The sequence below is a fragment of the Enterobacter sp. UPMP2052 genome, assembly GCF_053709675.1.
Genome location: NZ_JBSKJR010000010.1, coordinates 1 through 26142, shown reverse-complemented (window position 1 = coordinate 26142; position 26142 = coordinate 1). Strand labels below are relative to the sequence as shown.

At 57.3% G+C, this 26142-nt stretch carries 19 protein-coding genes and 1 riboswitch; of the genes, 13 read left to right on the top strand and 6 right to left on the bottom strand.

The features are described from left to right. Nucleotides 1–7: 7 nt before the first annotated feature. Complete coding sequence (gene priA, locus ACWKX3_RS19540; protein ID WP_368747691.1) at nucleotides 8–2203, bottom strand: primosomal protein N'; 2196 nt, start codon at nucleotides 2201–2203, stop codon at nucleotides 8–10. 200 nt (nucleotides 2204–2403) lie between these two features. Between priA and rpmE the strand changes: the two genes are divergently transcribed. Then, nucleotides 2404–2616 carry a 50S ribosomal protein L31 gene (rpmE, locus tag ACWKX3_RS19535; RefSeq protein ID WP_003862040.1) on the top strand — a complete coding sequence of 71 codons (213 nt, stop codon included), beginning with the start codon at nucleotides 2404–2406 and terminating at the stop codon, nucleotides 2614–2616. Nucleotides 2617–2664: 48 nt separating this feature from the next. Here rpmE and metJ read toward each other — a convergent pair whose 3' ends face one another. Then, nucleotides 2665–2982 (bottom strand): met regulon transcriptional regulator MetJ, encoded by a 318-nt coding sequence (gene metJ / locus ACWKX3_RS19530; RefSeq protein ID WP_006179183.1) that lies wholly within the window; start codon nucleotides 2980–2982, stop codon nucleotides 2665–2667. A 275-nt stretch (nucleotides 2983–3257) separates the two neighbouring features. On the opposite strand from metJ, the gene metB reads away from it, so the two are divergent. The 4 genes from metB to katG all read left to right on the top strand — a co-directional run bounded on the left by metB (nucleotide 3258) and on the right by katG (nucleotide 10383). Beyond that, nucleotides 3258–4418, top strand: a complete 1161-nt coding sequence (gene metB, locus ACWKX3_RS19525) for a cystathionine gamma-synthase (RefSeq protein ID WP_058610678.1) — start codon at nucleotides 3258–3260, stop codon at nucleotides 4416–4418. A gap of 2 nt (nucleotides 4419–4420) precedes the next feature. Continuing rightward, nucleotides 4421–6853 (top strand): bifunctional aspartate kinase/homoserine dehydrogenase II, encoded by a 2433-nt coding sequence (locus ACWKX3_RS19520; protein WP_006179186.1) that lies wholly within the window; start codon nucleotides 4421–4423, stop codon nucleotides 6851–6853. A 250-nt stretch (nucleotides 6854–7103) separates the two neighbouring features. Further along, complete coding sequence (metF, locus tag ACWKX3_RS19515; protein ID WP_006179187.1) at nucleotides 7104–7994, top strand: methylenetetrahydrofolate reductase; 891 nt, start codon at nucleotides 7104–7106, stop codon at nucleotides 7992–7994. Between the two features lie 208 nt (nucleotides 7995–8202). Further along, nucleotides 8203–10383 carry a catalase/peroxidase HPI gene (gene katG, locus ACWKX3_RS19510; RefSeq protein ID WP_006179188.1) on the top strand — a complete coding sequence of 727 codons (2181 nt, stop codon included), beginning with the start codon at nucleotides 8203–8205 and terminating at the stop codon, nucleotides 10381–10383. 93 nt (nucleotides 10384–10476) lie between these two features. Here katG and ppc read toward each other — a convergent pair whose 3' ends face one another. Beyond that, nucleotides 10477–13128, bottom strand: coding sequence for a phosphoenolpyruvate carboxylase (gene ppc / locus ACWKX3_RS19505; RefSeq protein ID WP_101738491.1), 2652 nt, complete (start codon nucleotides 13126–13128; stop codon nucleotides 10477–10479). 271 nt (nucleotides 13129–13399) lie between these two features. Next, nucleotides 13400–14551 carry an acetylornithine deacetylase gene (gene argE / locus ACWKX3_RS19500; protein WP_058610676.1) on the bottom strand — a complete coding sequence of 384 codons (1152 nt, stop codon included), beginning with the start codon at nucleotides 14549–14551 and terminating at the stop codon, nucleotides 13400–13402. An 88-nt stretch (nucleotides 14552–14639) separates the two neighbouring features. On the opposite strand from argE, the gene argC reads away from it, so the two are divergent. The 4 genes from argC to oxyR all read left to right on the top strand — a co-directional run bounded on the left by argC (nucleotide 14640) and on the right by oxyR (nucleotide 19143). Then, on the top strand, nucleotides 14640–15644 hold the full coding sequence (argC, locus tag ACWKX3_RS19495; protein WP_400446510.1) for an N-acetyl-gamma-glutamyl-phosphate reductase: 1005 nt from the start codon (nucleotides 14640–14642) through the stop codon (nucleotides 15642–15644). Nucleotides 15645–15650: 6 nt separating this feature from the next. Further along, the gene (gene argB, locus ACWKX3_RS19490) at nucleotides 15651–16427 is read left to right on the top strand and encodes an acetylglutamate kinase (RefSeq protein ID WP_006179192.1); all 777 of its coding nucleotides are present in this window, start codon (nucleotides 15651–15653) and stop codon (nucleotides 16425–16427) included. 77 nt (nucleotides 16428–16504) lie between these two features. After that, on the top strand, nucleotides 16505–17878 hold the full coding sequence (argH, locus tag ACWKX3_RS19485; RefSeq protein WP_454542251.1) for an argininosuccinate lyase: 1374 nt from the start codon (nucleotides 16505–16507) through the stop codon (nucleotides 17876–17878). 347 nt (nucleotides 17879–18225) lie between these two features. Beyond that, entirely contained in the window at nucleotides 18226–19143 is a 918-nt protein-coding gene (oxyR, locus tag ACWKX3_RS19480) for a DNA-binding transcriptional regulator OxyR (protein ID WP_006179194.1), read from the top strand. On the opposite strand, the gene sthA is transcribed toward oxyR, so the two are convergent. Further along, nucleotides 19126–20526, bottom strand: a complete 1401-nt coding sequence (gene sthA, locus ACWKX3_RS19475; protein ID WP_058610674.1) for a Si-specific NAD(P)(+) transhydrogenase — start codon at nucleotides 20524–20526, stop codon at nucleotides 19126–19128. The two genes, oxyR and sthA, sit on opposite strands and share 18 nt — an antisense overlap. Before the next feature lie 196 nt (nucleotides 20527–20722). Between sthA and fabR the strand changes: the two genes are divergently transcribed. Then, complete coding sequence (gene fabR / locus ACWKX3_RS19470; protein WP_072208921.1) at nucleotides 20723–21367, top strand: HTH-type transcriptional repressor FabR; 645 nt, start codon at nucleotides 20723–20725, stop codon at nucleotides 21365–21367. Continuing rightward, the gene (locus ACWKX3_RS19465; RefSeq protein WP_006179198.1) at nucleotides 21367–21726 is read left to right on the top strand and encodes a YijD family membrane protein; all 360 of its coding nucleotides are present in this window, start codon (nucleotides 21367–21369) and stop codon (nucleotides 21724–21726) included. The genes fabR and ACWKX3_RS19465 overlap by 1 nt, the downstream gene beginning before the upstream one ends. 91 nt (nucleotides 21727–21817) lie before the next feature. Here the strand turns inward: ACWKX3_RS19465 and trmA are convergent, their stop codons facing one another. Further along, nucleotides 21818–22918 (bottom strand): tRNA (uridine(54)-C5)-methyltransferase TrmA, encoded by a 1101-nt coding sequence (trmA, locus tag ACWKX3_RS19460; protein WP_454542250.1) that lies wholly within the window; start codon nucleotides 22916–22918, stop codon nucleotides 21818–21820. A 104-nt stretch (nucleotides 22919–23022) separates the two neighbouring features. Further along, nucleotides 23023–23198: riboswitch (cobalamin riboswitch) on the top strand. Nucleotides 23199–23264: 66 nt separating this feature from the next. On the opposite strand from trmA, the gene btuB reads away from it, so the two are divergent. After that, nucleotides 23265–25112, top strand: coding sequence for a TonB-dependent vitamin B12 receptor BtuB (btuB, locus tag ACWKX3_RS19455; RefSeq protein WP_400408576.1), 1848 nt, complete (start codon nucleotides 23265–23267; stop codon nucleotides 25110–25112). Continuing rightward, nucleotides 25057–25908, top strand: coding sequence for a glutamate racemase (gene murI / locus ACWKX3_RS19450; protein WP_042322685.1), 852 nt, complete (start codon nucleotides 25057–25059; stop codon nucleotides 25906–25908). Before btuB ends, murI begins: the two co-directional genes overlap by 56 nt. Nucleotides 25909–26142 lie beyond the last annotated feature (234 nt).

Genomic DNA, 26142 nt, shown 5'->3' with positions numbered 1-26142 from the left:
TCCGTATTCAGCCTTCTATCGGATCGACGTCAAGAACCCACTTCACTTTACGCGCGTCCGGCAGCGTGTTGATCAGCGCCAGCGTGGCGCTCACGATGTGCTGTAAGCGGATGCGGGAGGGATGTTGCAGCAAAATCTGCCAGCGGAATCGCCCGCCACGCTTGGCGGCCAGCGCCGGAACAGGCCCTAAAATCCACAGCTGATTATCCACCAGAGGGCTGGCCTGCAGGAGATTTCGCAGCTGCTGGAGGAAAAGCGGCGCCTGCTGGTTGTTATGATCTTCTGCACGGATGATGACGTGGCTGGTCCATGGCGGAAGCTGCATTGACTGGCGCTCGGCCAGCGCCTGCTCGGCAAAGGCATCGTAGCCTTTATGCAGCAGGATTTGCAGCAGCGGATGTTCAGGATGGTGCGTTTGCAGTACCACTTCCCCCTGTTTCCCGGCACGTCCGGCACGCCCGGCAACCTGGGTATAGAGCTGGGCGAAACGTTCCGCAGAGCGGAAATCCGCGGAGAAGAGCGCGCCATCGACATCCAGCAGGGCGACCAGCGTAACGTCCGGGAAGTGGTGCCCTTTAGCCAGCATCTGAGTGCCAATCAGGATACGCGCGCCGCCGCGATGCACTTCCGCCAGCTGTTGTTCCAGCGCCCCTTTCCGGCTGGTAGTGTCCCGGTCAATGCGTGAGATAGGCACGTCAGGGAAGAAGGGGGCGAGCGTCTGTTCCAGCTGTTCCGTACCCAGCCCGACCGGCACGATATGCGTGGAGCCGCACGACGGGCACTGTCGCGGCACCGGGCGCTGGCTGTCGCAGTGGTGGCAGCGCAAATGACGCTGAGCCTGGTGGAAGGTGTAATAGTGGTCGCAGCGCGGACACTCGGCAATCCAGCCGCAGTCGTGACACAGCAGCGCAGGGGCAAATCCGCGGCGGTTAAGGAACAGGATCACCTGGTTGCCCGCCTGCAGATGCTGGCGCATGCGGGTGATGAGCGCCGGGGCGAGCCCCGCCTGCACCTGCTGACCTTTCAAATCCAGCACGTGCTGGATGGCCGGGCGAGCATTGCCCGCGCGGCGCGTCAGGCGCAGCATGTGGTATTTGCGCTGGCGTACGTTATGCAGCGTTTCGAGCGCAGGCGTGGCGGAACCCAGAATAATAGGGATCTGCTCGCTATGGGCGCGATAGACCGCTAAGTCACGGGCGTGGTAGCGCCAGCCTTCCTGCTGTTTATAGGAGCTGTCGTGCTCTTCGTCGATCACGATAACGCCGAGATTTTTAAACGGCGTAAATAAAGAAGAACGCGTACCGATGACAATCGCGGCCTCGCCATTTTTGGCTTTCAGCCAGGCGCTGAGGCGTTCGCTGTCGTTCAGACCGGAGTGAAGTACCTCAACCGGCGCATTAAAGCGCTCGCGAAAACGGGCGATGGTTTGCGGCGTCAGGCCGATTTCCGGCACCATCACCAGCGCCTGTTTGCCCTGCGCGAGCACGTTTTCCAGTACGCTCAGGTAGACTTCGGTCTTGCCGGAGCCGGTGACGCCCGCCAGCAGCCAGGCGGAGAAATGATCCGATGCACTGTGGATTGCACCCACCGCGGTCGCCTGTTCGGTATTGAGGCGCAGGCGATCGCCCGAAACGGAAAAGCTCTCCCGCCAGTCTTGCTGCGCGGGCGCTTCGCTGCCAAGTTCGCTCAGTCCTTTCTTGCGCAGTGCCTGCAGCGCGGTTTCGCTGACCTCAAGTTCATTCACCTGATGCCGCCAGATTTTCCCCTGGCGCAGCGCCGCCAGCGCCTGCTGCTGTTTCTGCGAGCGCTTCAGACTGTTGATATCTACGGCCTGGCCCTGTTCGGTGGCAAACCAGTACCACATCGGCGCGTGGCAGGCGTTTTTCCCCTGACGCAGCAGTATGGGCAGGGCATGAAACAGGACATCGCCAATTGGGTGATGGTAGTAATCCGCCGCCCACAGCAGTAATCGCCAGGTGCTGGTGGAGTAAACCGGTTCGTTGTCCAGCACCGCTATGACTGATTTCAGCTCATTCAGCGGCAGCTCGCTTTTTTCGCTGACGGAAACCACAATGCCTGTGCGCTGCTGTTTGCCAAATGGCACGGTCACGCGACAGCCCGCTCTGGCGCTCATGCTGTCGGGCAGCAGATAGTCAAAGGTGCGGGGAAGCGGAACGGGCAGGGCTACGTGAGCAACGGGCATCGAATCTTCCTGACTTGAAAAGTGGCGCGTTAGTATACACATTAGAGAAAGCGGCGTGCGGATCAGTTTGCATACGCTGGTTAAATTCTGTATGATTCGCCGCCTTTGGTGTACTTTACGCCAAAGAACTTACATTCAACATCGCGTGGTGTCTGGCGTTAGGGCTGGAAGAGCGACGCGGCCTTAACTGAGGTTCTCCCATGAAAAAAGATATTCACCCGAAATACGAAATGATTACTGCAAACTGTTCTTGCGGTAACTCTATCCAGATCCGCTCTACCGTGGGCCACGATCTGAACCTGGACGTGTGCGGCAAATGCCACCCGTTCTACACTGGTAAGCAGCGTGATGTTGCAACCGGTGGCCGTGTTGACCGCTTCAACAAGCGTTTCAGCATCCCGGGCGCTAAGTAAGTTTCCCGAAAAAAAGGCACCGCAAGGTGCCTTTTTTGTATCCGCTAATCAGTATTCCCACGTATCCGGGTCGATACCCAGTTCACGCATGATCACCTTCGCCTCTTCCGGAATTTCATCACTACGCTCTTTGCGCAGATCGTCATCGTTTGGCAACGGTTGGCCGGTAAACGCGTGCAGGAATGCTTCGCACAGCAGCTCGCTGTTCGTCGCGTGACGCAGGTTGTTCACCTGACGACGCGTACGTTCATCGGTGAGGATCTTCAACACTTTCAGAGGAATGGAAACCGTAATTTTCTTTACTTGCTCACTCTTCTTACCGTGCTCAGCGTATGGGCTGATATATTCGCCGCTCCATTCAGCCATGAGATACCTTTAATCCTCTCAGTCATTAATCTAAAGGTGCAAAACCGTAACTGACGGTTCTGAACCGGAATCTTGTGTAGTTTACCGTAGAGACGATACCGTGGCACGGATATTGCCGCTGCAGCGTGCACTAAAGCATATAATTTTAACGGCTATTTGCGCATTGCTCAATCTATACGCAAAGAAGTTTAGATGTCCAGATGTATTGACGTCCATACTTTCAATGTTTACTCTGGTGCCTGACTTTTCACCTAATTAGCCAGGAAGCCTTCACCATGACGCGTAAACAGGCCACCATCGCAGTGCGTAGCGGATTGAATGATGACGAGCAGTACGGCTGTGTTGTCCCGCCTATTCACCTCTCCAGTACGTATAATTTCACCGGATTTAATGAACCCCGCGCGCATGACTACTCGCGTCGCGGCAACCCGACGCGCGATGTTACCCAGCGCGCGCTGGCGGAACTGGAAGGTGGCGCAGGGGCGGTACTGACCAATACCGGCATGTCGGCGATCCACCTGGTGACCACCGTCTTCCTGAAACCTGGCGACCTTCTGGTTGCGCCGCACGACTGCTATGGCGGCAGCTATCGTCTGTTTGACAGCCTGGCAAAACGCGGCTGCTACCGCGTGCTGTTTGTCGATCAAAACGACGAACAGGCGCTAAAACAGGCGCTTGCAGAGCAGCCGAAGCTGGTGCTGGTGGAAAGTCCAAGCAATCCATTGCTGCGCGTTGTCGATATTGCGAAAATTTGTCAGCTCGCAAGGGATGCGGGAGCGATAAGTGTAGTGGATAATACGTTCCTCAGTCCGGCCCTTCAGAACCCGCTGGCACTGGGTGCAGATCTGGTATTGCATTCATGCACTAAATATCTGAACGGCCATTCTGACGTGGTGGCGGGCGTGGTGATTGCAAAAGATCCCGACGTTGTCACTGAACTGGCATGGTGGGCCAATAATATTGGCGTCACCGCGGGTGCCTTCGACAGCTACCTGCTGTTACGCGGCATTCGCACGCTGTCCCCACGCATGGAGGTGGCGCAGCGTAACGCCCAGGCGATCGTGGATTTCCTGCAAACACAGCCGCTGGTGAAGAAACTGTATCACCCGTCGCTGCCGGAAAATCAGGGCCACGAGATTGCCGCGCGCCAGCAGAAAGGGTTTGGCGCGATGTTAAGTTTTGAACTGGACGGCGACGAGCAAACGCTGCGTCGCTTCCTGAGCGGGCTGTCATTGTTTACGCTGGCGGAATCCTTAGGTGGGGTTGAAAGCTTGATCTCCCACGCCGCGACCATGACGCACGCAGGTATGGCACCGGAAGCCCGTGCCGCCGCCGGTATTTCTGAGACGCTGCTGCGTATCTCAACCGGTATTGAAGATTCTGAAGATTTAATTGCCGATCTGGAAAATGGCTTCCGGGTCGCAGCCAAGGGGTAATCATGAGTGTGATAGCGCAGGCAGGGGCGAAGGGTCGTCAACTGCACAAGTTTGGTGGTAGTAGTCTTGCTGATGTGAAGTGTTACCTGCGTGTCGCAGGGATCATGACCGAGTATTCACAGCCGGGCGACATGATGGTTGTCTCCGCGGCGGGCAGCACCACCAACCAGCTGATTAGCTGGCTTAAGCTGAGCCAGACCGATCGCCTTTCTGCGCATCAGGTTCAACAGTCTTTACGCCGCTATCAGAGCGAGCTGATTGCCGGTTTGTTGCCAGCGGACGTGGCGGACGGGCTGATTAGCGCGTTCACGCACGACCTTGAACGTCTGGCCGCCCTGCTCGACAGCGGCATTACCGATGCAGTGTATGCCGAAGTGGTGGGGCACGGTGAAGTGTGGTCCGCCCGCCTGATGGCCGCCGTGCTGCAACACCTTGGCGTGGACGCGGCCTGGCTTGATGCGCGTGATTTCCTGCGTGCCGAGCGCGCCGCGCAGCCGCAGGTAGACGAAGGGTTATCTTATCCGCTGCTGCAACAGCTGCTGGTGCAGCATCCGGGCAAACGTATTGTGGTGACAGGCTTTATCAGCCGCAGCAGCGCGGGCGAAACCGTGCTGCTGGGGCGTAACGGCTCTGACTATTCAGCGACGCAAATCGGCGCGCTGGCGGGCGTTTCCCGCGTCACCATCTGGAGCGACGTGGCCGGTGTTTACAGTGCGGACCCGCGTAAGGTGAAAGATGCCTGCCTGCTGCCGCTGCTGCGTCTGGACGAGGCCAGCGAACTGGCACGCCTGGCAGCGCCGGTTCTGCACGCCCGTACGCTGCAGCCGGTGTCCGGCAGCGATATCGACCTGCAGCTGCGCTGTAGCTATACCCCTGAACAAGGCTCTACGCGCATTGAACGCGTGCTGGCCTCGGGTACCGGGGCGCGTATTGTCACCAGCCATGACGACATCTGCCTGATTGAGTTCCAGGTGCCTGCGGGCCAGGATTTCAAACTGGCGCAAAAGGACATCGACCTGATCCTCAAGCGTGCGCAGGTTCGTCCGCTGGCCGTGGGCGTGCATAACGACCGCCAGCTGCTGCAGTTCTGCTACACCGCTGAAGTGGCGGACAGCGCACTGAAAATTCTGGATGAAGCGGGCCTGCCGGGCGAGCTTCGTCTGCGTCAGGGGCTGGCGCTGGTGGCGATGGTCGGGGCGGGCGTCACCCGTAACCCGCTGCATTGCCACCGTTTCTGGCAGCAGCTTAAGGGCCAGCCGGTGGAATTTACCTGGCAGTCGGAAGAGGGCATCAGCCTGGTGGCCGTGCTGCGTAAAGGGCCGACCGAAAGCCTGATCCAGGGGCTGCATACCTCGCTGTTCCGTGCGGAAAAACGCATTGGCCTGGTGCTGTTCGGGAAAGGTAATATTGGTTCACGCTGGCTGGAGCTGTTCGCGCGCGAGCAGGTCACGCTCTCGGCGCGTACCGGATTCGAATTTATTCTCGCAGGCGTGGTGGACAGTCGCCGCAGCCTGCTGAACTACGACGGGCTGGACGCCAGCCGCGCGCTGGCTTTCTTTAACGATGAAGCGGTCGAACAGGACGAAGAGTCGCTGTTCCTGTGGATGCGCGCGCACCCGTATGACGACCTGGTGGTGCTGGACGTGACCGCCAGCGAACAGCTTGCCGATCAGTATCTGGATTTCGCCAGCCACGGGTTCCACGTCATCAGCGCCAACAAACTGGCAGGGGCGAGCAGCACCGATAAGTATCGCCAGATCCACGATGCGTTCGAGAAAACGGGTCGCCACTGGCTGTATAACGCCACGGTCGGCGCGGGCCTGCCGGTCAACCACACCGTGCGTGATCTGATTGACAGCGGCGACAGTATCCTGGCGATCAGCGGCATCTTCTCCGGCACGCTCTCGTGGCTGTTCCTGCAGTTTGACGGTACCGTGCCGTTCACCGACCTGGTGGATCAGGCGTGGCAGCAGGGGTTAACCGAGCCTGACCCGCGCGTTGACCTCGCCGGAAAAGACGTGATGCGTAAGCTGGTTATTCTGGCGCGTGAGGCGGGCTATGACATCGAGCCGGACGCGGTCCGCGTCGAGTCGCTGGTGCCTTCTGGCTGCGAGGAAGGGTCGGTCGATCACTTCTTCGAAAATGGCGACGAGCTGAACGAGCAGATGGTGCAGCGTCTGGAAGCGGCAAACGAGATGGGGCTGGTGCTGCGCTACGTGGCACGCTTCGAGGCGAACGGCAAAGCGCGCGTGGGGGTGGAGGCGGTTCGTCCTGAACACCCGCTGGCGGCGCTGCTGCCGTGCGATAACGTCTTCGCCATTGAAAGCCGCTGGTACCGCGATAACCCGCTGGTGATCCGTGGTCCGGGCGCAGGGCGTGATGTGACCGCCGGGGCGATCCAGTCGGACATCAACCGTCTGGCTAAACTGCTGTAGTTTCAATCCTAACCCTCTCCCCACAGGGGAGAGGGGACGGCTCGGTGCTGTTTCTCCCCCTCGCCGGGGTTAGGGGACGCCCAAACCCCATCATGAACTCCCCTCAACTCCCCCTGAGCATTCCTCACCGTTAATGTTGATTATTTCTGTTGACGCCACTCCGCTTTTCCGTCATTTTTACATCTGGACGTCTAAACGTATAGAAGTTCACAACACAACACATAACGACACGCGATTGATGAGGTAAGGTATGAGCTTTTTTCACGCCAACCAGCGGGAAGCCCTGAATCAGAGCCTGGCCGAAGTAAATGGCCAGATTAACGTCTCTTTTGAATTTTTCCCGCCGCGCACCAGTGAAATGGAGCAAACCCTCTGGAGCTCTATCGATCGCCTGAGCAGCCTGAAGCCGAAGTTCGTCTCCGTCACCTATGGCGCAAATTCTGGTGAGCGTGACCGTACGCACAGTATTATTAAAGGCATTAAAGATCGTACCGGTCTGGAAGCGGCACCGCATCTGACCTGCATCGACGCTACGCCTGACGAACTGCGGACAATTGCCCAGGATTACTGGAACAACGGCATTCGCCATATCGTTGCGCTGCGCGGGGATTTGCCGCCGGGGAGCGGTAAGCCGGACATGTACGCCACTGACCTGGTCGCGCTGCTGAAAGACGTGGCGGATTTTGATATTTCCGTCGCCGCCTACCCGGAAGTGCATCCGGAGGCAAAAAGCGCCCAGGCGGATCTGCTCAACCTGAGGCGCAAAGTCGAGGCCGGTGCTAACCGCGCCATCACGCAATTTTTCTTCGACGTGGAAAGCTATCTGCGCTTTCGCGACCGCTGCGTCTCTGCGGGCATCGACGTTGAAATTATTCCAGGCATCCTGCCGGTATCCAACTTCAAACAGGCGAAGAAATTTGCCGACATGACCAACGTGCGCATCCCGCTGTGGATGTCAAAAATGTACGAAGGGCTGGACGATGACCCGGAAACCCGCAAGCTGGTGGGGGCCAATATCGCGATGGACATGGTGAAGATTTTAAGCCGCGAAGGGGTGAAAGATTTCCACTTCTATACGCTGAACCGCGCGGAGATGAGCTATGCGATATGTCACACCCTTGGCGTCAGACCCGGTTTGTAACAAATAAAAGCCCTCTTCGGAGGGTTTTTTGATTTCTAAGGGTTTTATTTCTCTGTTGTTTCGACGATGCTGGTTTTGACGCTCTATAGTCACATATTTTCTACTGGAAATTAAACGGAATTAACTATCGAATCTGTGGATTATCCCAACTATACCTTATCGATTAAGGCGTATATCGTAACGGTAACACAGCAAAGGGAGTACAACGATGAGCACGTCAGACGAGACCAATAAAATGGCTTCGATCGGCAAATGCCCGTTCCATCAGGGTGGCGTCGATCATAGCGCGGGGGCGGGTACCAGCAGTAAAGAGTGGTGGCCTAAACAACTCCGCATTGACCTTCTTAATCAGCATTCCAGCCGTTCTAACCCTTTGGGTGAAGACTTCGACTACCGCAAAGAATTCAGCAAGCTTGACTACTCCGCCCTGAAAGGCGATCTCAAAGCCCTTTTGACCGACTCACAACCGTGGTGGCCTGCCGACTGGGGCAGCTATGCGGGCCTGTTTATTCGTATGGCCTGGCACGGTGCGGGCACTTACCGTTCCGTTGACGGACGCGGAGGTGCAGGGCGCGGGCAACAGCGCTTTGCGCCGCTGAACTCCTGGCCTGATAACGTGAGCCTGGATAAAGCCCGTCGTTTACTGTGGCCTGTTAAGCAAAAATACGGACAAAAAATCTCCTGGGCCGACCTGTTTATCCTCGCGGGTAACGTGGCGCTGGAAAATTCCGGCTTCCGCACCTTCGGGTTTGGTGCAGGTCGTGAAGACGTCTGGGAACCGGATTTAGACGTCAACTGGGGTGATGAAACGACCTGGCTGAAACACCGCGATCCGGAAGCGCTGGCAAAACGTCCGCTGGCCGCCACCGAAATGGGCCTGATTTACGTGAACCCGGAAGGGCCAAATGCCAGCGGCGATCCGCTGTCTGCCGCCGCTGCCATCCGCGCGACGTTCGGTAACATGGGCATGAACGACGAAGAGACCGTCGCACTGATTGCCGGTGGTCACACCCTGGGTAAAACTCACGGCGCGGGCGAAGCCACGCATGTCGGGACCGATCCGGAAGCCTCTCCGATTGAAGCGCAGGGCCTGGGCTGGACCAGCACGCACGGTACCGGGATTGGCGCAGACGCTATTACCTCCGGTCTGGAAGTCATCTGGTCACAAACGCCGACCCAGTGGAGCAACTACTTCTTCGAGAACCTGTTTAAATACGAATGGGTGCAGACCCGCAGCCCGGCAGGCGCTATTCAGTTTGAAGCCGTGGATGCACCGGACATCATGCCGGACCCGTTCGACCCGTCGAAAAAACGTAAGCCAACCATGCTGGTCACCGACCTGACGCTGCGTTTCGACCCGGAATTCGAGAAAATTTCGCGTCGCTTCCTGAACGATCCGCAGGCTTTCAACGAAGCCTTCGCCCGTGCGTGGTTCAAACTGACCCACCGCGATATGGGACCAAAATCGCGTTACTTGGGGCCGGAAGTGCCGAAAGAAGATCTGATCTGGCAAGATCCGCTGCCGCAGCCGGTGTTCAATCCTACCCCGGAAGACATTGAAAGCCTGAAGGCGGAAATCGTGGCCTCTGGTTTGTCCGTGAGCGAACTGGTCTCTGTGGCCTGGGCGTCTGCATCGACCTTCCGCGGTGGCGATAAGCGTGGCGGTGCCAACGGCGCACGTCTGGCGCTGGCTCCTCAGCGCGACTGGGATGTTAACGCCGCTGCCGTGCGTGCGTTACCGGCGCTGGAAGCCATTCAGCGTACCACCAACAAGGCGTCGCTGGCGGATATCATCGTGCTGGCGGGCGTGGTCGGCGTTGAGCAGGCGGCGAAAGCCGCAGGTGTCTATGTCACCGTGCCGTTTACGCCGGGCCGTGTGGATGCGCGTCAGGACCAGACGGATATCGAGATGTTTAACCTGCTCGAGCCGATTGCCGATGGCTTCCGTAACTACCGTGCGCAGGTGGATGTGTCCACAACCGAGTCATTGCTGATTGATAAAGCCCAGCAGCTGACGTTGACCGCACCGGAACTGACGGTACTGATCGGCGGCCTGCGCGTGCTGGGGGCGAACTTTGATGGCAGCAAGAACGGCGTGTTCACCAACCGCGAAGGCGTGCTGAGCAATGACTTCTTCGTCAATCTGCTGGATATGAATACCCAGTGGAAGGCGACCGACGAGTCGAACGAGCTGTTTGCCGGGAGCGATCGTGCCAGCGGTGAAGTGAAGTACACCGCAACGCGCGCCGACCTGGTGTTCGGTTCGAACGCCGTGCTTCGTGCGCTGGCCGAGGTTTACGCCAGCAACGATGCCAGCGAGAAGTTTGTCCGCGACTTCGTGGCAGCCTGGGCACGAGTGATGGATTTGGACCGTTTTGACGTGAAGTAACCCGTACATCGGTTAAAAAAATCCCCGCTTCGGCGGGGATTTTTGTCATTGTGTGAAAGCAACGTGCGAAAGCCGCCCGTGTTAGAACCGCGATTAACCCGTGTTACGCATACCTGCCGCAACGCCTGCAATCGTCACCATCAGCGCCTGCTCGACGCGAGGGTCCGGCTCTTTACCTTCCTCTTCGGCGAGACGGGAACGGTGCAGCAGTTCGGCCTGCAGTACGTTCAGCGGGTCGGTGTAGACATTACGCAGCTGGATAGACTCGGCAATCCACGGCAGATCTTCCATCAGGTGCGAGTCGTTGGCGATATCCAGAACCACTTTGATGTCGCCTTCCAGCAGCTCACGCAGCTCTTTCCCGAGCGCCCAAAGTTCTGGTTTCACCAGGCGCTGATCGTAGTATTCCGCCAGCCACAGGTCGGCTTTCGAGAAGACCATCTCCAGCATGCCCAGACGGGTTGAGAAGAACGGCCAGTCGCGGCACATGCTTTCCAGCTCGCTCTGCTTACCGTCTTCCACCACTTTCTGCAGCGCCGCACCGGCGCCCAGCCAGGCTGGCAGCATCAGGCGGTTTTGCGTCCAGGCGAAGATCCACGGAATGGCGCGCAGCGACTCGACGCCACCGGTCGGGCGACGTTTGGCCGGACGCGATCCCAGCGGCAGCTTGCCCAGTTCCTGCTCAGGCGTGGCGGAACGGAAGTAAGGCACGAAATCTTTGTTTTCACGCACGTAGCCGCGGTACAGATCGCAGGAGGTATCCGACAGCTCGTCCATGATGTGGCACCAGGAGGCTTTCGGCTCCGGCGGTGGCAGCAGGTTCGCTTCCAGAATCGCGCTGGTGTAGAGCGACAGGCTGCTGATGGTCACTTCCGGCAGGCCGTATTTGAAGCGGATCATCTCGCCCTGTTCGGTCACGCGCAGGCCGCCTTTCAGGCTGCCCGGCGGCTGGGAGAGCAGCGCCGCGTGCGCAGGGGCGCCGCCACGTCCGATAGACCCACCGCGACCGTGGAACAATGTCAGTTCAATGCCCGCTTTCTCGCAGGTTTTGATCAGCGCATCCTGTGCCTGGTACTGTGCCCATGACGCCGCCATCACGCCCGCGTCTTTTGCGGAGTCGGAATAGCCAATCATCACCATCTGTTTGCCCTGGATGAAGCCGCGATACCAGTCGATGTTCAGCAGCTGGGTCATCACGTCGTTGGCGTTGTTCAGGTCATCGAGGGTTTCAAACAGCGGTGCAACCGGCAGGGCATAGTCGATACCGGCCTCTTTAAGCAGCAGGTGAACACCCAGCACGTCGGACGGGGTTTTCGCCATTGAGATCACGTAGGCGGCCACCGATCCTTTCGGCGCATCGACGATCGCTTTACAGGTATTGAGCACCTCGCGGGTATCGTTGCTTGGCTCCCAACTGCGCGGCAGCAGCGGGCGCTTGGAGTTCAGTTCGCGGATCAGGAACGCCTGTTTGTCGGCTTCTGACCAGCTTTCATAGTCGCCGATGCCGAGATAGCGGGTCAGTTCGCCCAGCGCTTCGGTATGGCGGGTGCTTTCCTGACGCACGTCGATACGCACCAGCGGCACGCCGAAGCACTTCACGCGCCTGAGGGTGTCGAGCAGTTCGCCGTTGGCGATGATGCCCATGCCACAGGCCTGCAGCGACTGGTAACAGGCGTACAGCGGCTCCCAGAGCTGCTCGTTCTGGCTGAGCAGACCTTCCGGTTTAGGCAGGCGCTGGCCCTTGAGACGCGCTTCCAGCCAGGCCTGAGTGGCCATCAGTTGACCGCGCAGTTTTTTCATCAGATAACGATACGGTTCGCTGGCGCCTTCTTCGCCGGCCAGCGCGCGCAGCTCCGGCGTGGCTTCCACCATCGACAGCTCGGAGATAAGTACCTGAATATCTTTCAGGAACAGATCGGTTGCTTTCCAGCGGCTCAGCAGCAGCACGTGGCGGGTGATTTCCGCCGTGACGTTCGGGTTGCCGTCGCGGTCACCGCCCATCCAGGAGGTGAAGCGCACCGGAACAAAATCGACCGGCAGGCGGTAGCCAAGGTTCTCTTCCAGCTGTTCGTTCAGCTCGCGCAGGTAGTTCGGTACCCCTTCCCACAGGCTGTTTTCCACCACCGCAAAGCCCCATTTGGCTTCGTCGACCGGGCTTGGGCGGTGCTTACGAATTTCATCGGTGTGCCACGACTGGGCAATCAGCTGGCGCAGGCGGCGCATCAGCTGGTTACGCTCGTAATCGGCAATGTCTTTGTTATCCAACTGCTTAAGGCAGCTGTTCACTTCCACCATTTTGTGGATCAGCGTACGACGGGTGATTTCCGTAGGGTGAGCGGTCAGTACCAGCTCAAGCGAAAGGGACTCCACCGCTTTTTTAATGATGTCTTCGTTGAGATCGGGCTGGTCTTTCAGTTTACGAAGCGTTCGGGCAATGACTTCCGGGTTGCTGGCCGCTTCGCCGTTGGGCGAAATGCTGTGATATTGCTCGGCGGTGTTGGCCAGATTCAGGAACTGGCTGAACGCGCGTGCAACAGGCAGCAGCTCATCGTTGGAGAGGTTCTGCAAGGTCGTGAGCAGCTCCTGACGGTGAGCCTCGTTACCTGCACGGGAAGATTTGGACAGCTTGCGGATGGTTTCAACGCGGTCGAGAATGTTCTCACCTAACGCGTCTTTGATGGTATCTCCAAGCACTTTGCCGAGCATACTGACATTACTACGCAACGCGGAATATTGTTCGTTCATAAAAACCCAGTCACCCCATCATTTTTGTTTATGCCCAGTCGAAAATCGGGTGGACATTATTTTGTCATCTCCTCTTATAAAGCCACGTAAAACCCCCGTCGTCAATTGCTGCGAAAACGGTTCAGCAAACGAATAAATGCGGGTAATTTACGAAATTTAATTCGCTTCGCGTCAGATAAGAGATGCTTATGAGAATGTGATAGAGATCGCGGGAATTTTCCCTCTCACCCTAACCCTCTCCCACCGGGAGAGGGGATAGCGATGGTCAGTTTTAATGCCAGCAGAAGTGATGCACAACCTGAGTAATCAGCTCGCGGGTGGGCTTGATAAAGCGGGTTTCCAGGTACTCATCCGGCTGGTGGGCCTGGTTGATGGAACCCGGACCAAGCACCAGCGTTGGGCACAGGGTCTGAATAAACGGCGCTTCGGTGCAGTAGTTCACCACGTCGGTTTTCTCACCGAGCAGCTTTTCCACCACCTGGACCAGCTGGTGATCCGGCGGACATTCGTAGCCCGGGATCGGCGGATGCAGCTCAGAGACGGTCAGACGGCCCGGCCAGCGCTCGCTTACCGGGGCCAGTGCTTCATTCAGCAGGCCGTCGAGATCGCTCAGCGTCATGCCCGGCAGCGGACGGATATCCATGTGCAGTTCGCAGCAGGCGCAGATGCGGTTTGAGGCGTCGCCGCCGTGCAGGCTGCCGAGGTTCAGCGTCGGGTAAGGTACGGTGAAGGCTTCGTAGTGATAGCGCTCTTTAAGATCGTCACGCAGGGTCATGATGCGGCCAATGGCGTCGTGCATCAGCTCAATGGCGTTCACGCCGCGCGCCGGATCGCTGGAGTGGCCGGACTGGCCTAGTACGCGCACCGCCGTTGAAATATGGCCTTTATGGGCGCGAATCGGTTGCAACGATGTGGGCTCACCGATGATCGCGCAGTCCGGGCGAATGGCCGTGTTTTCCGAGAAGTAGCGTGCCCCCGCCATGCTGGTCTCTTCATCGGCGGTCGCCAGTATGTAGAGCGGCTTTTTCAGCGTTGTCACGTCGACGTCACGCAGCGCGTCGAGGATAAAGGCGAAGAAGCCTTTCATATCGGCGGTGCCCAGACCGTACAGCTTGTTGTCGTGTTCGGTCAGGGTGAACGGGTCGCGCGTCCAGCGGCCATCGTCAAACGGCACGGTATCGGTGTGGCCGGCTAGCAGCAGGCCGCCCGCACCGGTTCCGGTACTGGCGAGCAGGTTAAATTTATGGCGCGTGCCGGGGACGGGCTGAACCTCAACGTTAAAGCCCAAATCGCTAAACCAGCCCGCCAGCAGATTGATTAAAGACTCATTGCTCTGATCCAGCGCTTCTTCGGTTGCGCTGATGGACGGTGTGGCAATCAGGGCGCGGTAAATCTCGATAAATGGCGGTAAGTTCATTTTCATTGTTGACACACCTTAGGTCGTGATAGTATCAATATTCATGCAATAAATGTGAATAAAAATACATTAACGTTGAGCATAAAGGAACCCGATGTTGAATACGCTGATTGTAGGCGCTAGCGGTTATGCGGGCGCAGAGCTTGTAAGCTACGTGAATCGCCATCCTCATATGACCATAACCGCTTTGACCGTGTCAGCGCAAAGCAATGATGCAGGAAAGTTAATCTCTGAATTGCATCCGCAGCTCCGGGGTATTGTCGATCTGCCTTTGCAGCCAATGTCTGATATCAGCGCGTTCACCGACGGCGTGGACGTGGTGTTTTTAGCCACCGCGCACGAGGTCAGCCACGATCTGGCACCGCAGTTTCTGGCGGCGGGCTGCGTGGTGTTCGACCTCTCCGGTGCATTCCGCGTGAACGACGCCGCGTTCTATGAAAAATACTACGGTTTCACTCATCAGCACCCGGCACTGCTTGAACAGGCGGTGTACGGTCTGGCGGAGTGGAATGCGGACCGGCTGAAAGAGGCGAACCTGATCGCCGTGCCGGGCTGCTACCCGACGGCGGCGCAGCTCTCCCTGAAGCCACTGATCGATGCGGGCCTGCTGGATCTCAACCAGTGGCCGGTGATCAACGCCACCAGCGGCGTAAGCGGTGCAGGCCGCAAGGCTGCAATGTCCAATAGCTTCTGTGAAGTGAGCCTTCAACCGTACGGCGTGTTTAACCACCGCCATCATCCTGAAATCACGACCCATCTGGGCGCGGACGTCATCTTTACGCCGCATCTGGGTAACTTCCCGCGCGGGATCCTCGAAACCATTACCTGCCGCCTGAAGCCGGGCGTTACTCAAGACCAGGTAAGCGAGGTCTTTACCCAGGCATATGCGGATAAACCGCTGGTGCGTCTGTATAACAAAGGCGTCCCGGCGCTGAAAAATGTGGTCGGTCTGCCGTTCTGCGACATCGGCTTTGCCGTGCAGGGCGAGCACCTGATTGTGGTGGCGGCCGAAGATAACCTGCTGAAAGGCGCTGCCGCTCAGGCCATGCAGTGCGCCAATATTCGTTTCGGCTTCCCTGAAGCGCAGTCTCTTATTTAAGGTGTGATGATGAACCCATTAATTATCAAACTCGGCGGCGTGCTGCTGGACAGCGAAGAAGCGCTGGAGCGTCTTTTTACCGCGCTGGTGAACTATCGTGAGTCGCACCAGCGCCCGCTGGTCATCGTCCACGGCGGCGGCTGCGTGGTGGATGAGCTGATGAAAGGGCTTAACCTGCCGGTGACCAAGAAAAACGGCTTGCGCGTCACGCCTGCCGACCAGATTGACATCATTACCGGTGCGCTGGCGGGAACGGCGAACAAGACGCTGCTGGCGTGGGCGAAGAAGCATCACATTGCTTCCGTGGGCCTTTATCTGGGCGACGGCGACAGCGTAAAAGTGACCCAGCTCGACGAAGCGCTCGGCCACGTTGGACTGGCGCAGCCGGGTTCGCCTAAGCTGATCAACACTTTGCTGGACGGCGGGTTCCTGCCGGTCGTCAGCTCTATCGGCGTGACCGAAGAGGGCGAGCTGATGAACGTCAACGCTGACCAGGCGGCGACGGCGCTGGCGGCTACGCTTGGCGCAGACCTGATCCTGCTCTCCGACGTGAGCGGTATTCTGGACGGCAAAGGCCAGCGCATTGCGGAGATGACGGCGGCGAAAGCCGAGCAGCTCATCGACCAGGGCATTATTACCGACGGCATGATCGTCAAAGTGAACGCGGCGCTGGATGCCGCCCGCACGCTGGGCCGCCCGGTGGATATCGCCTCCTGGCGTCACGCGGAACAGCTACCGGCGCTGTTTAACGGCACGCCAATTGGCACGCGTATTCTGGCGTAATCAATTTACCGTTTTGCAGGCCCGGTAAGCGTAGCGCCACCGGGCAATGAAATTCAAAGATATAAAGGAAGCATGTTATGGCACTTTGGGGTGGGCGTTTTACACAGGCAGCGGATCTGCGGTTCAAACAGTTCAACGACTCGTTGCGTTTCGACTATCGCCTGGCCGAACAGGATATTGTCGGCTCTGTGGCCTGGTCCAAAGCGTTGGTCACCGTTGGCGTGCTGACCGCAGACGAACAGCTGCAGCTGGAAGAGGCGCTGAACAACCTGCTGGAAGAGGTGCGTCTGGATCCGGCGCAAATTCTCCAGAGTGATGCCGAAGACATTCACAGCTGGGTTGAAGGCAAGCTGATCGACAAAGTCGGCCAGCTGGGTAAAAAGCTGCACACCGGGCGTAGCCGTAACGACCAGGTAGCGACCGATCTCAAGCTGTGGTGTAAAGATACCGTGGCTGAGCTGCTGGCGGCCAACCGTCAATTGCAGGGCGCGCTGGTGGAGACCGCGCAGAACAACCAGGACGCGGTGATGCCGGGTTATACCCACCTGCAGCGCGCGCAGCCGGTGACCTTTGCTCACTGGTGTCTGGCCTATGTGGAGATGCTGGCGCGTGACGAAAGCCGTCTGCAGGATACCCTGAAGCGTCTGGACGTCAGCCCGCTGGGCTGCGGGGCGCTGGCGGGAACGGCGTATGAAATCGACCGGGAGCAGCTGGCAGGCTGGCTGGGCTTTGCCTCCGCCACCCGTAACAGCCTGGACAGCGTCTCTGACCGTGACCATGTGCTGGAGCTGCTGTCTAACGCATCCATCGGAATGGTGCATCTCTCGCGCTTTGCCGAAGACCTGATCTTCTTCAACTCCGGTGAAGCCGGTTTCGTTGAGCTGTCTGACCGCGTGACCTCCGGCTCTTCCCTGATGCCGCAGAAGAAAAACCCGGATGCGCTGGAGCTGATCCGCGGCAAGTGCGGCCGCGTGCAGGGCGCGCTGACCGGCATGATGATGACCCTGAAAGGGCTGCCGCTGGCGTACAACAAAGATATGCAGGAAGACAAAGAAGGGCTGTTCGACGCGCTCGACACCTGGCTGGATTGCCTGCACATGGGCGCGCTGGTGCTGGACGGCATTCAGGTGAAACGTCCGCGTTGTCAGGAAGCGGCCCAGCAGGGTTATGCCAACTCGACCGAGCTGGCGGATTACCTGGTAGCAAAAGGCGTACCGTTCCGTGAAGCGCACCATATTGTGGGCGAAGCGGTGGTCGAAGCGATCCGTCAGGGGAAACCGCTGGAGGATCTGCCCCTGGCTGACCTGCAGAAATTCAGTGCAGTGATCGGGGAGGATGTTTACCCGATTCTGGCGCTGCAGTCGTGCCTGGACAAGCGTGCGGCCAAAGGTGGCGTGTCGCCGAAGCAGGTGGCACAGGCGATTGCGGATGCGAAAAACCGCCTGGTTTGATGGGGGCGGGCTGGTGCCCTCACCCTAACTCCTCTCCCACGGGAAGAGGGGCTCGATTGGTTCCCTCTCCCTCTGGGAGAGGGCCAGGGTGAGGGAAAAACGGAGCCTGGCTTAACGCCGGGCTTTTTTACGCAAAAAAAATGCGGACCACGGGGTCCGCAAAAGTTCACGTTGGCTTTATTTTTTCGAGTTTTGAGAGAAACTCGCTGACGGGCGGGGACGTCAAGGGTCAAACACGTACCGCCTCGTCTCTGTGGTGTATTATTCAACAGAATGCTTGATAGGGATAATCGTTCGTTGCTATGCTATCTATCGCCATGAACTATCGTGGCGACGGAGGATGAATAATGAATATTCGTGATCTTGAATACCTGGTAGCGTTAGCCGAGCATCGTCATTTTCGCCGCGCGGCAGATTCCTGCCACGTCAGCCAGCCCACGCTGAGCGGTCAGATCCGCAAGCTGGAGGATGAGCTGGGCGTGATGCTGCTTGAGCGCACCAGCCGTAAGGTACTGTTCACTCAGGCCGGTCTTCTGCTGGTGGATCAGGCGCGCACCGTGCTGCGCGAGGTCAAAGTGCTCAAGGAAATGGCAAGCCAGCAGGGGGAGACGATGTCCGGCCCGCTGCATATTGGCCTGATCCCAACCGTTGGCCCGTACCTGTTGCCGCAGATTATTCCCATGCTGCATCAGACGTTCCCTAAACTCGAAATGTATCTCCACGAAGCGCAAACCCATCAGCTGCTGGCGCAGCTCGATAGCGGCAAGCTCGACTGCGCGATCCTGGCGCTGGTCAAAGAGAGTGAAGCCTTTATCGAAGTGCCGCTGTTCGACGAGCCGATGATGCTGGCGATCTATGAAGATCACCCGTGGGCGAACCGCGATCGCGTGCCGATGGCCGATCTGGCCGGTGAAAAGCTGCTGATGCTGGAAGATGGACACTGCCTGCGCGATCAGGCGATGGGCTTCTGCTTTGAAGCGGGTGCGGATGAAGATACCCACTTCCGCGCAACCAGCCTGGAAACGCTGCGTAACATGGTGGCGGCGGGAAGCGGCATTACGCTGTTGCCTGCACTGGCCGTGCCGCGCGAGCGCAAGCGTGACGGCGTGGTCTATCTGCCGTGCATTAAGCCAGAGCCGCGACGCACCATTGGTCTGGTTTATCGCCCAGGCTCACCGCTGCGCAGCCGCTATGAGCAGCTGGCAGAGGCCATCCGCAGTTCCATGGATGGCCACTTTGACAGCACGTTAAAACAGGCGGTTTAAGCCGTTCAGCGCAGCGACCCGATAGGCTTCCGCCATCGTCGGGTAGTTAAAGGTGGTGTTAACGAAGTACTCGATGGTGTTGCCACCGCCTTTTTGCTCCATGATTGCCTGGCCGATATGAATGATTTCCGCGGCGCGTTCACCAAAGCAGTGAATACCGAGGATCTCTTTCGTCTCGCGGTGGAACAAAATCTTCAGCGTACCCACGCTCATGCCCACGATTTGCGCCCGTGCCAGGTGTTTAAACTGGGCACGACCGACCTCGTAAGGCACCTTCATGGCCGTCAGCTGCTGCTCGGTTTTCCCTACAGAACTGATCTCCGGGATGGTGTAGATGCCCGTCGGAATATCTTCGATCAGGTGCGCCGTCGCTTCACCTTTCACCAGCGCCTGCGCGGCAATACGGCCCTGATCGTACGCGGCTGACGCCAGGCTCGGGTAACCAATTACGTCGCCGACAGCATATACGTGCGGCAGCGCGGTCTGGTACATGCTGTTGACCTTCAGCTGGCCACGGCTGTCGGTTTCAAGGCCGAGGTTTTCCAGCGCCAGCGAATCGGTATTACCGGTGCGGCCGTTGGCGTACAGCAGGCAATCCGCTTTCAGCTTCTTACCGGACTTCAGGTGCATGATTACACCGTCGTCGCAGCCTTCAATCTTCTCGTACTCCTCGTTGTGACGGATCACGACGCCACTGTTCCAGAAGTGGTAGGAGAGGGAGTCTGACATCTCCTGATCGAGAAACGCCAGCAGACGGTCGCGGGTGTTGATCAGGTCAACTTTGACCTCCATGCCGCGGAAGATCGACGCATATTCGCAGCCGATGACGCCCGCGCCGTAGATAATTACGTGGCGCGGCTCGTGGTGCAGGCTGAGGATGGAGTCGCTGTCGTAGATGCGCGGGTGGGTAAAGTCTACGTCCGCCGGATGGTACGGGCGTGAACCGCAGGCGATAACAAACTTCTCGGCGGTGATGGTTTCAACCGTTCCGTCGTGACACTCCAGCGCCAGCGTGTGGTCATCCACGAAATGGGCGTTGCCCTGCAAAATCTCGCAGTGGTTACGCTCGTAGAACCCCTGGCGCATCCGCGTTTGCTGGTTAATTACGGTATCAGCGTGATTCAGGATGTCGGCAAAAGAGGAACGAAGAAGTCGGGAATGGTCGCTGTAAAGAGGGTTCTGGTTAAATTCGATAATGCGGCTAACGGCATGGCGGAGGGCTTTTGAAGGGATGGTGCCCCAGTGGGTGCAACCGCCGCCGACATTATGGTAGCGCTCAATGACCGCTACTCTGGCTCCCTGTTTTACCAGACCCATAGCAGCACCTTCGCCGCCGGGGCCGGAACCAATAACTATTGCGTCGTAATCGTAGGAATGTGGCATGGCAAGGCTTACCTGTTCTTATACATAAAAGCAACAGAATCATAACATCATTGCCAGAGTAACCCAATTATCGTTGTGCTTTTTTCAGTCAATGAAGCACAAACCGCACGTAAACAATCATTCACAAAGCTGCACAAACAGATTAATTTTATTCTCTGGTATAGTGCCATCAGGCCTTTGGAAGGATTCAACTATTGTGATGGGCGTTAGAGCACAACAAAAAGAGAAAACCCGGCGTTCGCTGGTGGAAGCCGCATTCAGTCAACTGAGTGCTGAGCGGAGTTTTGCCAGTTTGAGCCTGCGCGAAGTCGCCCGTGAGGCCGGGATTGCGCCAACGTCCTTCTATCGTCACTTCCGTGATGTGGATGAACTGGGCCTGACCATGGTCGATGAGAGCGGCCTGATGCTGCGCCAGCTGATGCGCCAGGCGCGTCAGCGTATCGCGAAAGGCGGCAGCGTGATCCGCACCTCCGTCTCGACCTTTATGGAGTTTATTGGCAATAACCCGAACGCGTTTCGTCTGCTGTTACGTGAACGTTCCGGAACATCGGCCGCGTTTCGTGCCGCCGTGGCGCGTGAAATTCAACATTTCATCGCGGAACTTGCCGACTATCTTGAAATCGAAAACCATATGCCGCGTGCGTTCACCGAAGCGCAGGCCGAAGCGATGGTGACGATAGTCTTCAGTGCCGGTGCCGAAGCGCTGGATGTGGGCATTGAACAACGCAAGCAACTCGAAGAGCGACTGGTATTGCAGCTCAGGATGATTTCCAAAGGCGCGTACTACTGGTATCGCCGTGAACAAGAAAAGTTGGCACATCAAACCGACGAAGGTGAGTAATGAAACAGTCAGGTCAGGATAAAGGAACGCTGTTGCTGGCATTGATCGCTGGCTTATCCATTAACGGCACGTTTGCGGCTATTTTTAGCTCCATCGTTCCGTTCTCGATTTTCCCGATTATTTCGCTGGTGCTGACGGTTTACTGCCTGCATCAACGCTATCTGAACCGCACCATGCCCGTCGGCTTACCGGGGCTGGCGGCCGCCTGCTTTATACTGGGCGTGTTGCTGTTTAGTACCGTGGTTCGTGCGGAATACCCGGATATCGGTTCCAACTTCCTGCCGGCGGTGTTGTCCGTGGTGCTGGTGTTCTGGATTGGTTCGCGCATGCGCAACCGTAAGAGCCGGTTGCCGGAGTAAAGGGGTTTGTCGTTGCAGGCCGGATAAGCGAAGCGCCATCCGGCATTTATTGGCAGGTAGCGCTTCGCTTACCTGCCCTACGTAAAGCAGATTATTTTGCGGTGAGCAACACGCCGCACTCCATATGGTGCGTGTACGGGAACTGATCGAACAGCGCCAGCCGTTCAACGTTGTGCGTCTGGCTTAAGGTTTCCAGGTTCTTGCACAGCGTCTTCGGGTTGCAGGAGATGTACAAAATCCGCGGGTACGCCTGCACCATCTTTTCGGTTTCGCTGTCCAGGCCACTGCGCGGCGGATCGACAAAAATCGTCTCACACTGGTAGCTTTTCAGGTCGATGCCCTGCAGTCGGTTAAACTCACGCACGCCGTTCATCGCCTGGGTGAACTCTTCTGCCGCCATACGAATGATTTGCACATTATCGATATGGTTAGCGGCAATGTTGTACTGCGCCGCCGCGACGGACGGTTTGGCGATTTCCGTTGCCAGCACGCGCTCGAAGTTACGCGCCAGCGCCAGCGAGAAGTTGCCGTTCCCGCAGTACAGCTCAAGCAGATCGCCCGTTGAGCCTTTCGTGGCATTAAGCGCCCACTCCAGCATTTGCACATTCATTGCAGCGTTCGGCTGGGTAAAGCTGTTCTCCACCTGGCGGTAAATCATCTCTTTTCCCGCAACCGGCAGACGCTCGTCGATGTAATCCTGGTCGAGCATGATTTTGGTTTTGGTCGCGCGGCCAATCAGATGAACGTTGAGGTTCAGTGCGCGCAGCGCATCACGCAGCGCTTCGGCCTGCTCGCGCCACTCGTCGTTCAGCGCTTTGTGATACAGCAGAGACACAATAGCCTGATTGCTTTGCGTGGTCAGGTAATCAATCTGGAACAGCTTGTGGCGCAGCACCGGATTATTGCGCACGCCGTCCATCATCAGCGTCATCAGCTGGTTAATAAGCTCACTTGCCGCCGGAAAACTGTTTACGCGAATACGGGATTTCGTCTGCTGATCGAAAATGATGTGGTACAGGTCATCGCCGTCATGCCAGATGCGGAACTCGGCGCGCATGCGGTAGTGGCTGACCGGCGAACGGAACACCTCGGGAACGGGCGCGTTGAACGGCGTCATCATACTTTGCAGGCGGACGACTTTCTCGGCCAGCTGCGCGTCGTATTGTTCTGTCGGGAGGTGTTCGGGGGTCATGATGCGTCCTGAGTGATAAAGAATTACGCGGGGATTGTAGGCATTGTTCAGGGGATGTCCAGAGTTTATGGCCAATAGCTGTCTGGACATCTATACGTGTCTAATTGTAGCATTCTGTTTCCGGTCTCCTGAGAGTGAAAAGGGAATCCAGTGAAAATCTGGAGCTGACGCGCAGCGGTAAGGACTGGCGGGATGAATGTTGTAGACACTGTGAAAATGGGAAGTCTTCATCCGTATAACGCCACCCAGCCCGAAGACCTGCCGGGATCACGTCGCACTTGGTTTCATCATCGCGTGCTATAGATGAGGCCTGCGGCATCCTTCTTATATTGTGGATGCTTTAACAATGATTAAAAAAGTATCGCTGTTGACGGCGCTGTCCGTCACGGCATTTTCGGGCTGGGCGCAGGATAGCGCTGACTCGTTGGTGGTGACAGCAAATCGTTTTGAACAACCTGTAAATACCGTATTAGCTCCGACCTCGGTAGTGACGCGGGCGGATATTGATCGCTGGCAGTCAACAACGGTTCTGGATGTTATGCGCCGTTTACCTGGCGTGGATACCGCGCAAAACGGTGGTATGGGGCAGCTCTCTTCACTCTTCATTCGTGGCACTAACTCCAGCCACGTCCTGATACTCGTTGACGGGATCCGTCTTAACCAGGCGGGCGTAACCGGTTCGTCCGACCTTAGCCAGTTCCCGATCGCCCTGGTACAACGCATCGAATATATCCGTGGGCCACGTTCTGCGGTATATGGCTCTGATGCAATTGGGGGCGTGGTGAACATCATCACAACGCGCGCGAAGGACGGTACAACGCTGAACGCTGGTGTAGGGTCACATGGCTACCAGAATTATGGTGGCAGTACCCAGCAAACGTTGGGTGACAGCACGCGTGTGACGCTGGCGGGTGATTATACCTATACCAAAGGTTTTGACGTTGTCGCCGACGGTAATAACGGCGGTCTTGCCCAGACCGATCGCGACGGCTACATGAATAAGACGATCTACGGTGCCCTGGAGCATGCTTTCTCTGACCAGTGGAGCGGTTTTGTTCGCGGTTATGGCTACAGCAACCGTACTGCTTATGACGGCTATTACAGCGCATTTACGCCTGATGTGCTGGTGGATACTCGCCAGTTATACAGTCAGACCTGGGATGCTGGGCTGCGCTTTAACGAGGACATCTTCCATTCGCAGCTGCTCTCCAGCTACAGTCACAGCAAAGATTACAACTACGATCCGCATCTCGGACGCTATGACTCTACGGCGACCCTGGATGAAATCAAGCAGTACAATGTCCAGTGGACCAATTCTGTTGATGTCGGGCATGGCAACATTGGCGCGGGTATCGACTGGCAGAAGCAGAGCACCGAACCCGGTACCAACTATGTGACCGAGAGTTACGATCTGCGTAACAGTGGCGTGTATCTGACCGGTTTACAGAAGTTTGGTGACGTCACCCTGGAAGGGGCCGCGCGTAGCGACGACAACTCTCAGTTTGGTCGCCATGGTACCTGGCAGAGCAGTGCAGCCTGGGAATTCGTTGACGGTTACCGCTTCATTGCCTCTTATGGTACGGCCTATAAAGCCCCGAACCTTGGCCAGCTTTATGGTTTCTATGGCAACGATCGTCTCGACCCGGAAGAGAGCAAGCAGTGGGAAGGTGCGTTTGAAGGGTTAACGTCGGGCGTAAGCTGGCGTGTATCAGCCTATCGTAACGACGTTGATAACCTGATCGACTTCAATAACAATCTTCAGGAGTATTACAACGTCGGCAAGGCACGTATAAAAGGTGTCGAAGCGACGGCGTCGTTCGATACAGGCCCTGTTACGCATAGCGTCGGTTATGATTATGTTGATGCCCGCAATGCGGCAACTAACGCGCTGCTGGATCGTCGCGCTAAGCAGCAAGTGAAGTACCAGCTAGACACGCAGATCTATGATTTCGACTGGAGCCTGACTTATCACTACCTGGGTACGCGTTACGATACCGATTTTGGTTCCTATCCGTCACAGAAAGTGAAAATGGGCGGCGTAAGCCTGTGGGATGTCGCCGTTTCATATCCGGTCACCTCTCACCTGACAGTTCGTGGTAAAATAGCCAACCTGTTCGATAAAGATTACGAGACAGTTTATGGCTACCAAACTGCAGGACGGGAATACACCTTGTCTGGCAGCTACACCTTCTGATCCGCGTCCCACCGTGCTGGTGTTTGATTCCGGCGTCGGTGGGCTTTCGGTCTATGATGAGATCCGACAGCTCCTGCCGGATCTCCATTACATCTACACCTTCGATAACGTTGCCTTCCCCTATGGAGAGAAGAGTGAAACGTTTATCGTTGAGCGTGTGGTTGAAATCGTTACTGCGGTTCAACAACGTTACCCCCTGGCGCTGGCGGTTATCGCCTGTAATACGGCCAGTACGGTATCCCTCCCTGCGTTGCGCGAGAAATTCCCCTTCCCGGTTGTAGGCGTGGTGCCTGCTATTAAACCTGCTGCACGTCTGACGGCGAACGGCGTGGTCGGTTTGCTGGCAACGCGTGGCACGGTGAAGCGTCCTTATACGCGCGAGCTTATCGACCGCTTTGCCAACGAATGCCAGATTGCGATGCTGGGTTCGGCTGAGCTGGTGGAGATGGCGGAAGCGAAGCTGCACGGAGAAGCGGTCTCGCTTGACGAGCTGCGCCGTATTCTTCGTCCGTGGCTGCGTATGCCTGAACCGCCGGATACGGTCGTGCTCGGCTGCACCCACTTCCCTCTATTACAGGAAGAACTCCTGGCGGTATTGCCAGAGGGGACTCGCCTGGTGGATTCCGGTGCGGCTATTGCGCGTCGTACGGCCTGGTTGCTTGAGCATGAGGCGCCGGATGCAAAATCAGCCGATCCAAATATTGCGTTCTGCCTGGCGATAACGCCCGATACTGAGCAACTTTTGCCCGTTTTACAGCGTTATGGGTTTGAAACGCTCGAAAAACTGCCGTTGTAACCCCATTTTGAGCAAAAAAGAGACGGTTGAACGTTTTTTTTAAAAGAGGGGTTGTCAACGTCTGAGAACTCCCTATAATGCGCCTCCACTGACACGGAATAACGGCTTACAGGCCGCCGGGTTAGCGGGGTTCAGCGATGAACGTCGGCAGAGAAAAGCGAAAATAAACGCTTGACTCTGAATGAGGAAAACGTATTATACGGGACCTCGCAACGGTGAGCGAAAGCCGCGTTG

What these genes read in the sequence shown, in the direction of transcription:
- priA (WP_368747691.1), bottom strand. Translation starts at nt 2,203, where the DNA reads ATGCCCGTTGCTCACGTAGCCCTGCCCGTTCCGCTTCCCCGCACCTTT.
- rpmE (WP_003862040.1), top strand. Translation starts at nt 2,404, where the DNA reads ATGAAAAAAGATATTCACCCGAAATACGAAATGATTACTGCAAACTGT.
- metJ (WP_006179183.1), bottom strand. Translation starts at nt 2,982, where the DNA reads ATGGCTGAATGGAGCGGCGAATATATCAGCCCATACGCTGAGCACGGT.
- metB (WP_058610678.1), top strand. Translation starts at nt 3,258, where the DNA reads ATGACGCGTAAACAGGCCACCATCGCAGTGCGTAGCGGATTGAATGAT.
- ACWKX3_RS19520 (WP_006179186.1), top strand. Translation starts at nt 4,421, where the DNA reads ATGAGTGTGATAGCGCAGGCAGGGGCGAAGGGTCGTCAACTGCACAAG.
- metF (WP_006179187.1), top strand. Translation starts at nt 7,104, where the DNA reads ATGAGCTTTTTTCACGCCAACCAGCGGGAAGCCCTGAATCAGAGCCTG.
- katG (WP_006179188.1), top strand. Translation starts at nt 8,203, where the DNA reads ATGAGCACGTCAGACGAGACCAATAAAATGGCTTCGATCGGCAAATGC.
- ppc (WP_101738491.1), bottom strand. Translation starts at nt 13,128, where the DNA reads ATGAACGAACAATATTCCGCGTTGCGTAGTAATGTCAGTATGCTCGGC.
- argE (WP_058610676.1), bottom strand. Translation starts at nt 14,551, where the DNA reads ATGAAAATGAACTTACCGCCATTTATCGAGATTTACCGCGCCCTGATT.
- argC (WP_400446510.1), top strand. Translation starts at nt 14,640, where the DNA reads ATGTTGAATACGCTGATTGTAGGCGCTAGCGGTTATGCGGGCGCAGAG.
- argB (WP_006179192.1), top strand. Translation starts at nt 15,651, where the DNA reads ATGATGAACCCATTAATTATCAAACTCGGCGGCGTGCTGCTGGACAGC.
- argH (WP_454542251.1), top strand. Translation starts at nt 16,505, where the DNA reads ATGGCACTTTGGGGTGGGCGTTTTACACAGGCAGCGGATCTGCGGTTC.
- oxyR (WP_006179194.1), top strand. Translation starts at nt 18,226, where the DNA reads ATGAATATTCGTGATCTTGAATACCTGGTAGCGTTAGCCGAGCATCGT.
- sthA (WP_058610674.1), bottom strand. Translation starts at nt 20,526, where the DNA reads ATGCCACATTCCTACGATTACGACGCAATAGTTATTGGTTCCGGCCCC.
- ACWKX3_RS19465 (WP_006179198.1), top strand. Translation starts at nt 21,367, where the DNA reads ATGAAACAGTCAGGTCAGGATAAAGGAACGCTGTTGCTGGCATTGATC.
- trmA (WP_454542250.1), bottom strand. Translation starts at nt 22,918, where the DNA reads ATGACCCCCGAACACCTCCCGACAGAACAATACGACGCGCAGCTGGCC.
- btuB (WP_400408576.1), top strand. Translation starts at nt 23,265, where the DNA reads ATGATTAAAAAAGTATCGCTGTTGACGGCGCTGTCCGTCACGGCATTT.
- murI (WP_042322685.1), top strand. Translation starts at nt 25,057, where the DNA reads ATGGCTACCAAACTGCAGGACGGGAATACACCTTGTCTGGCAGCTACA.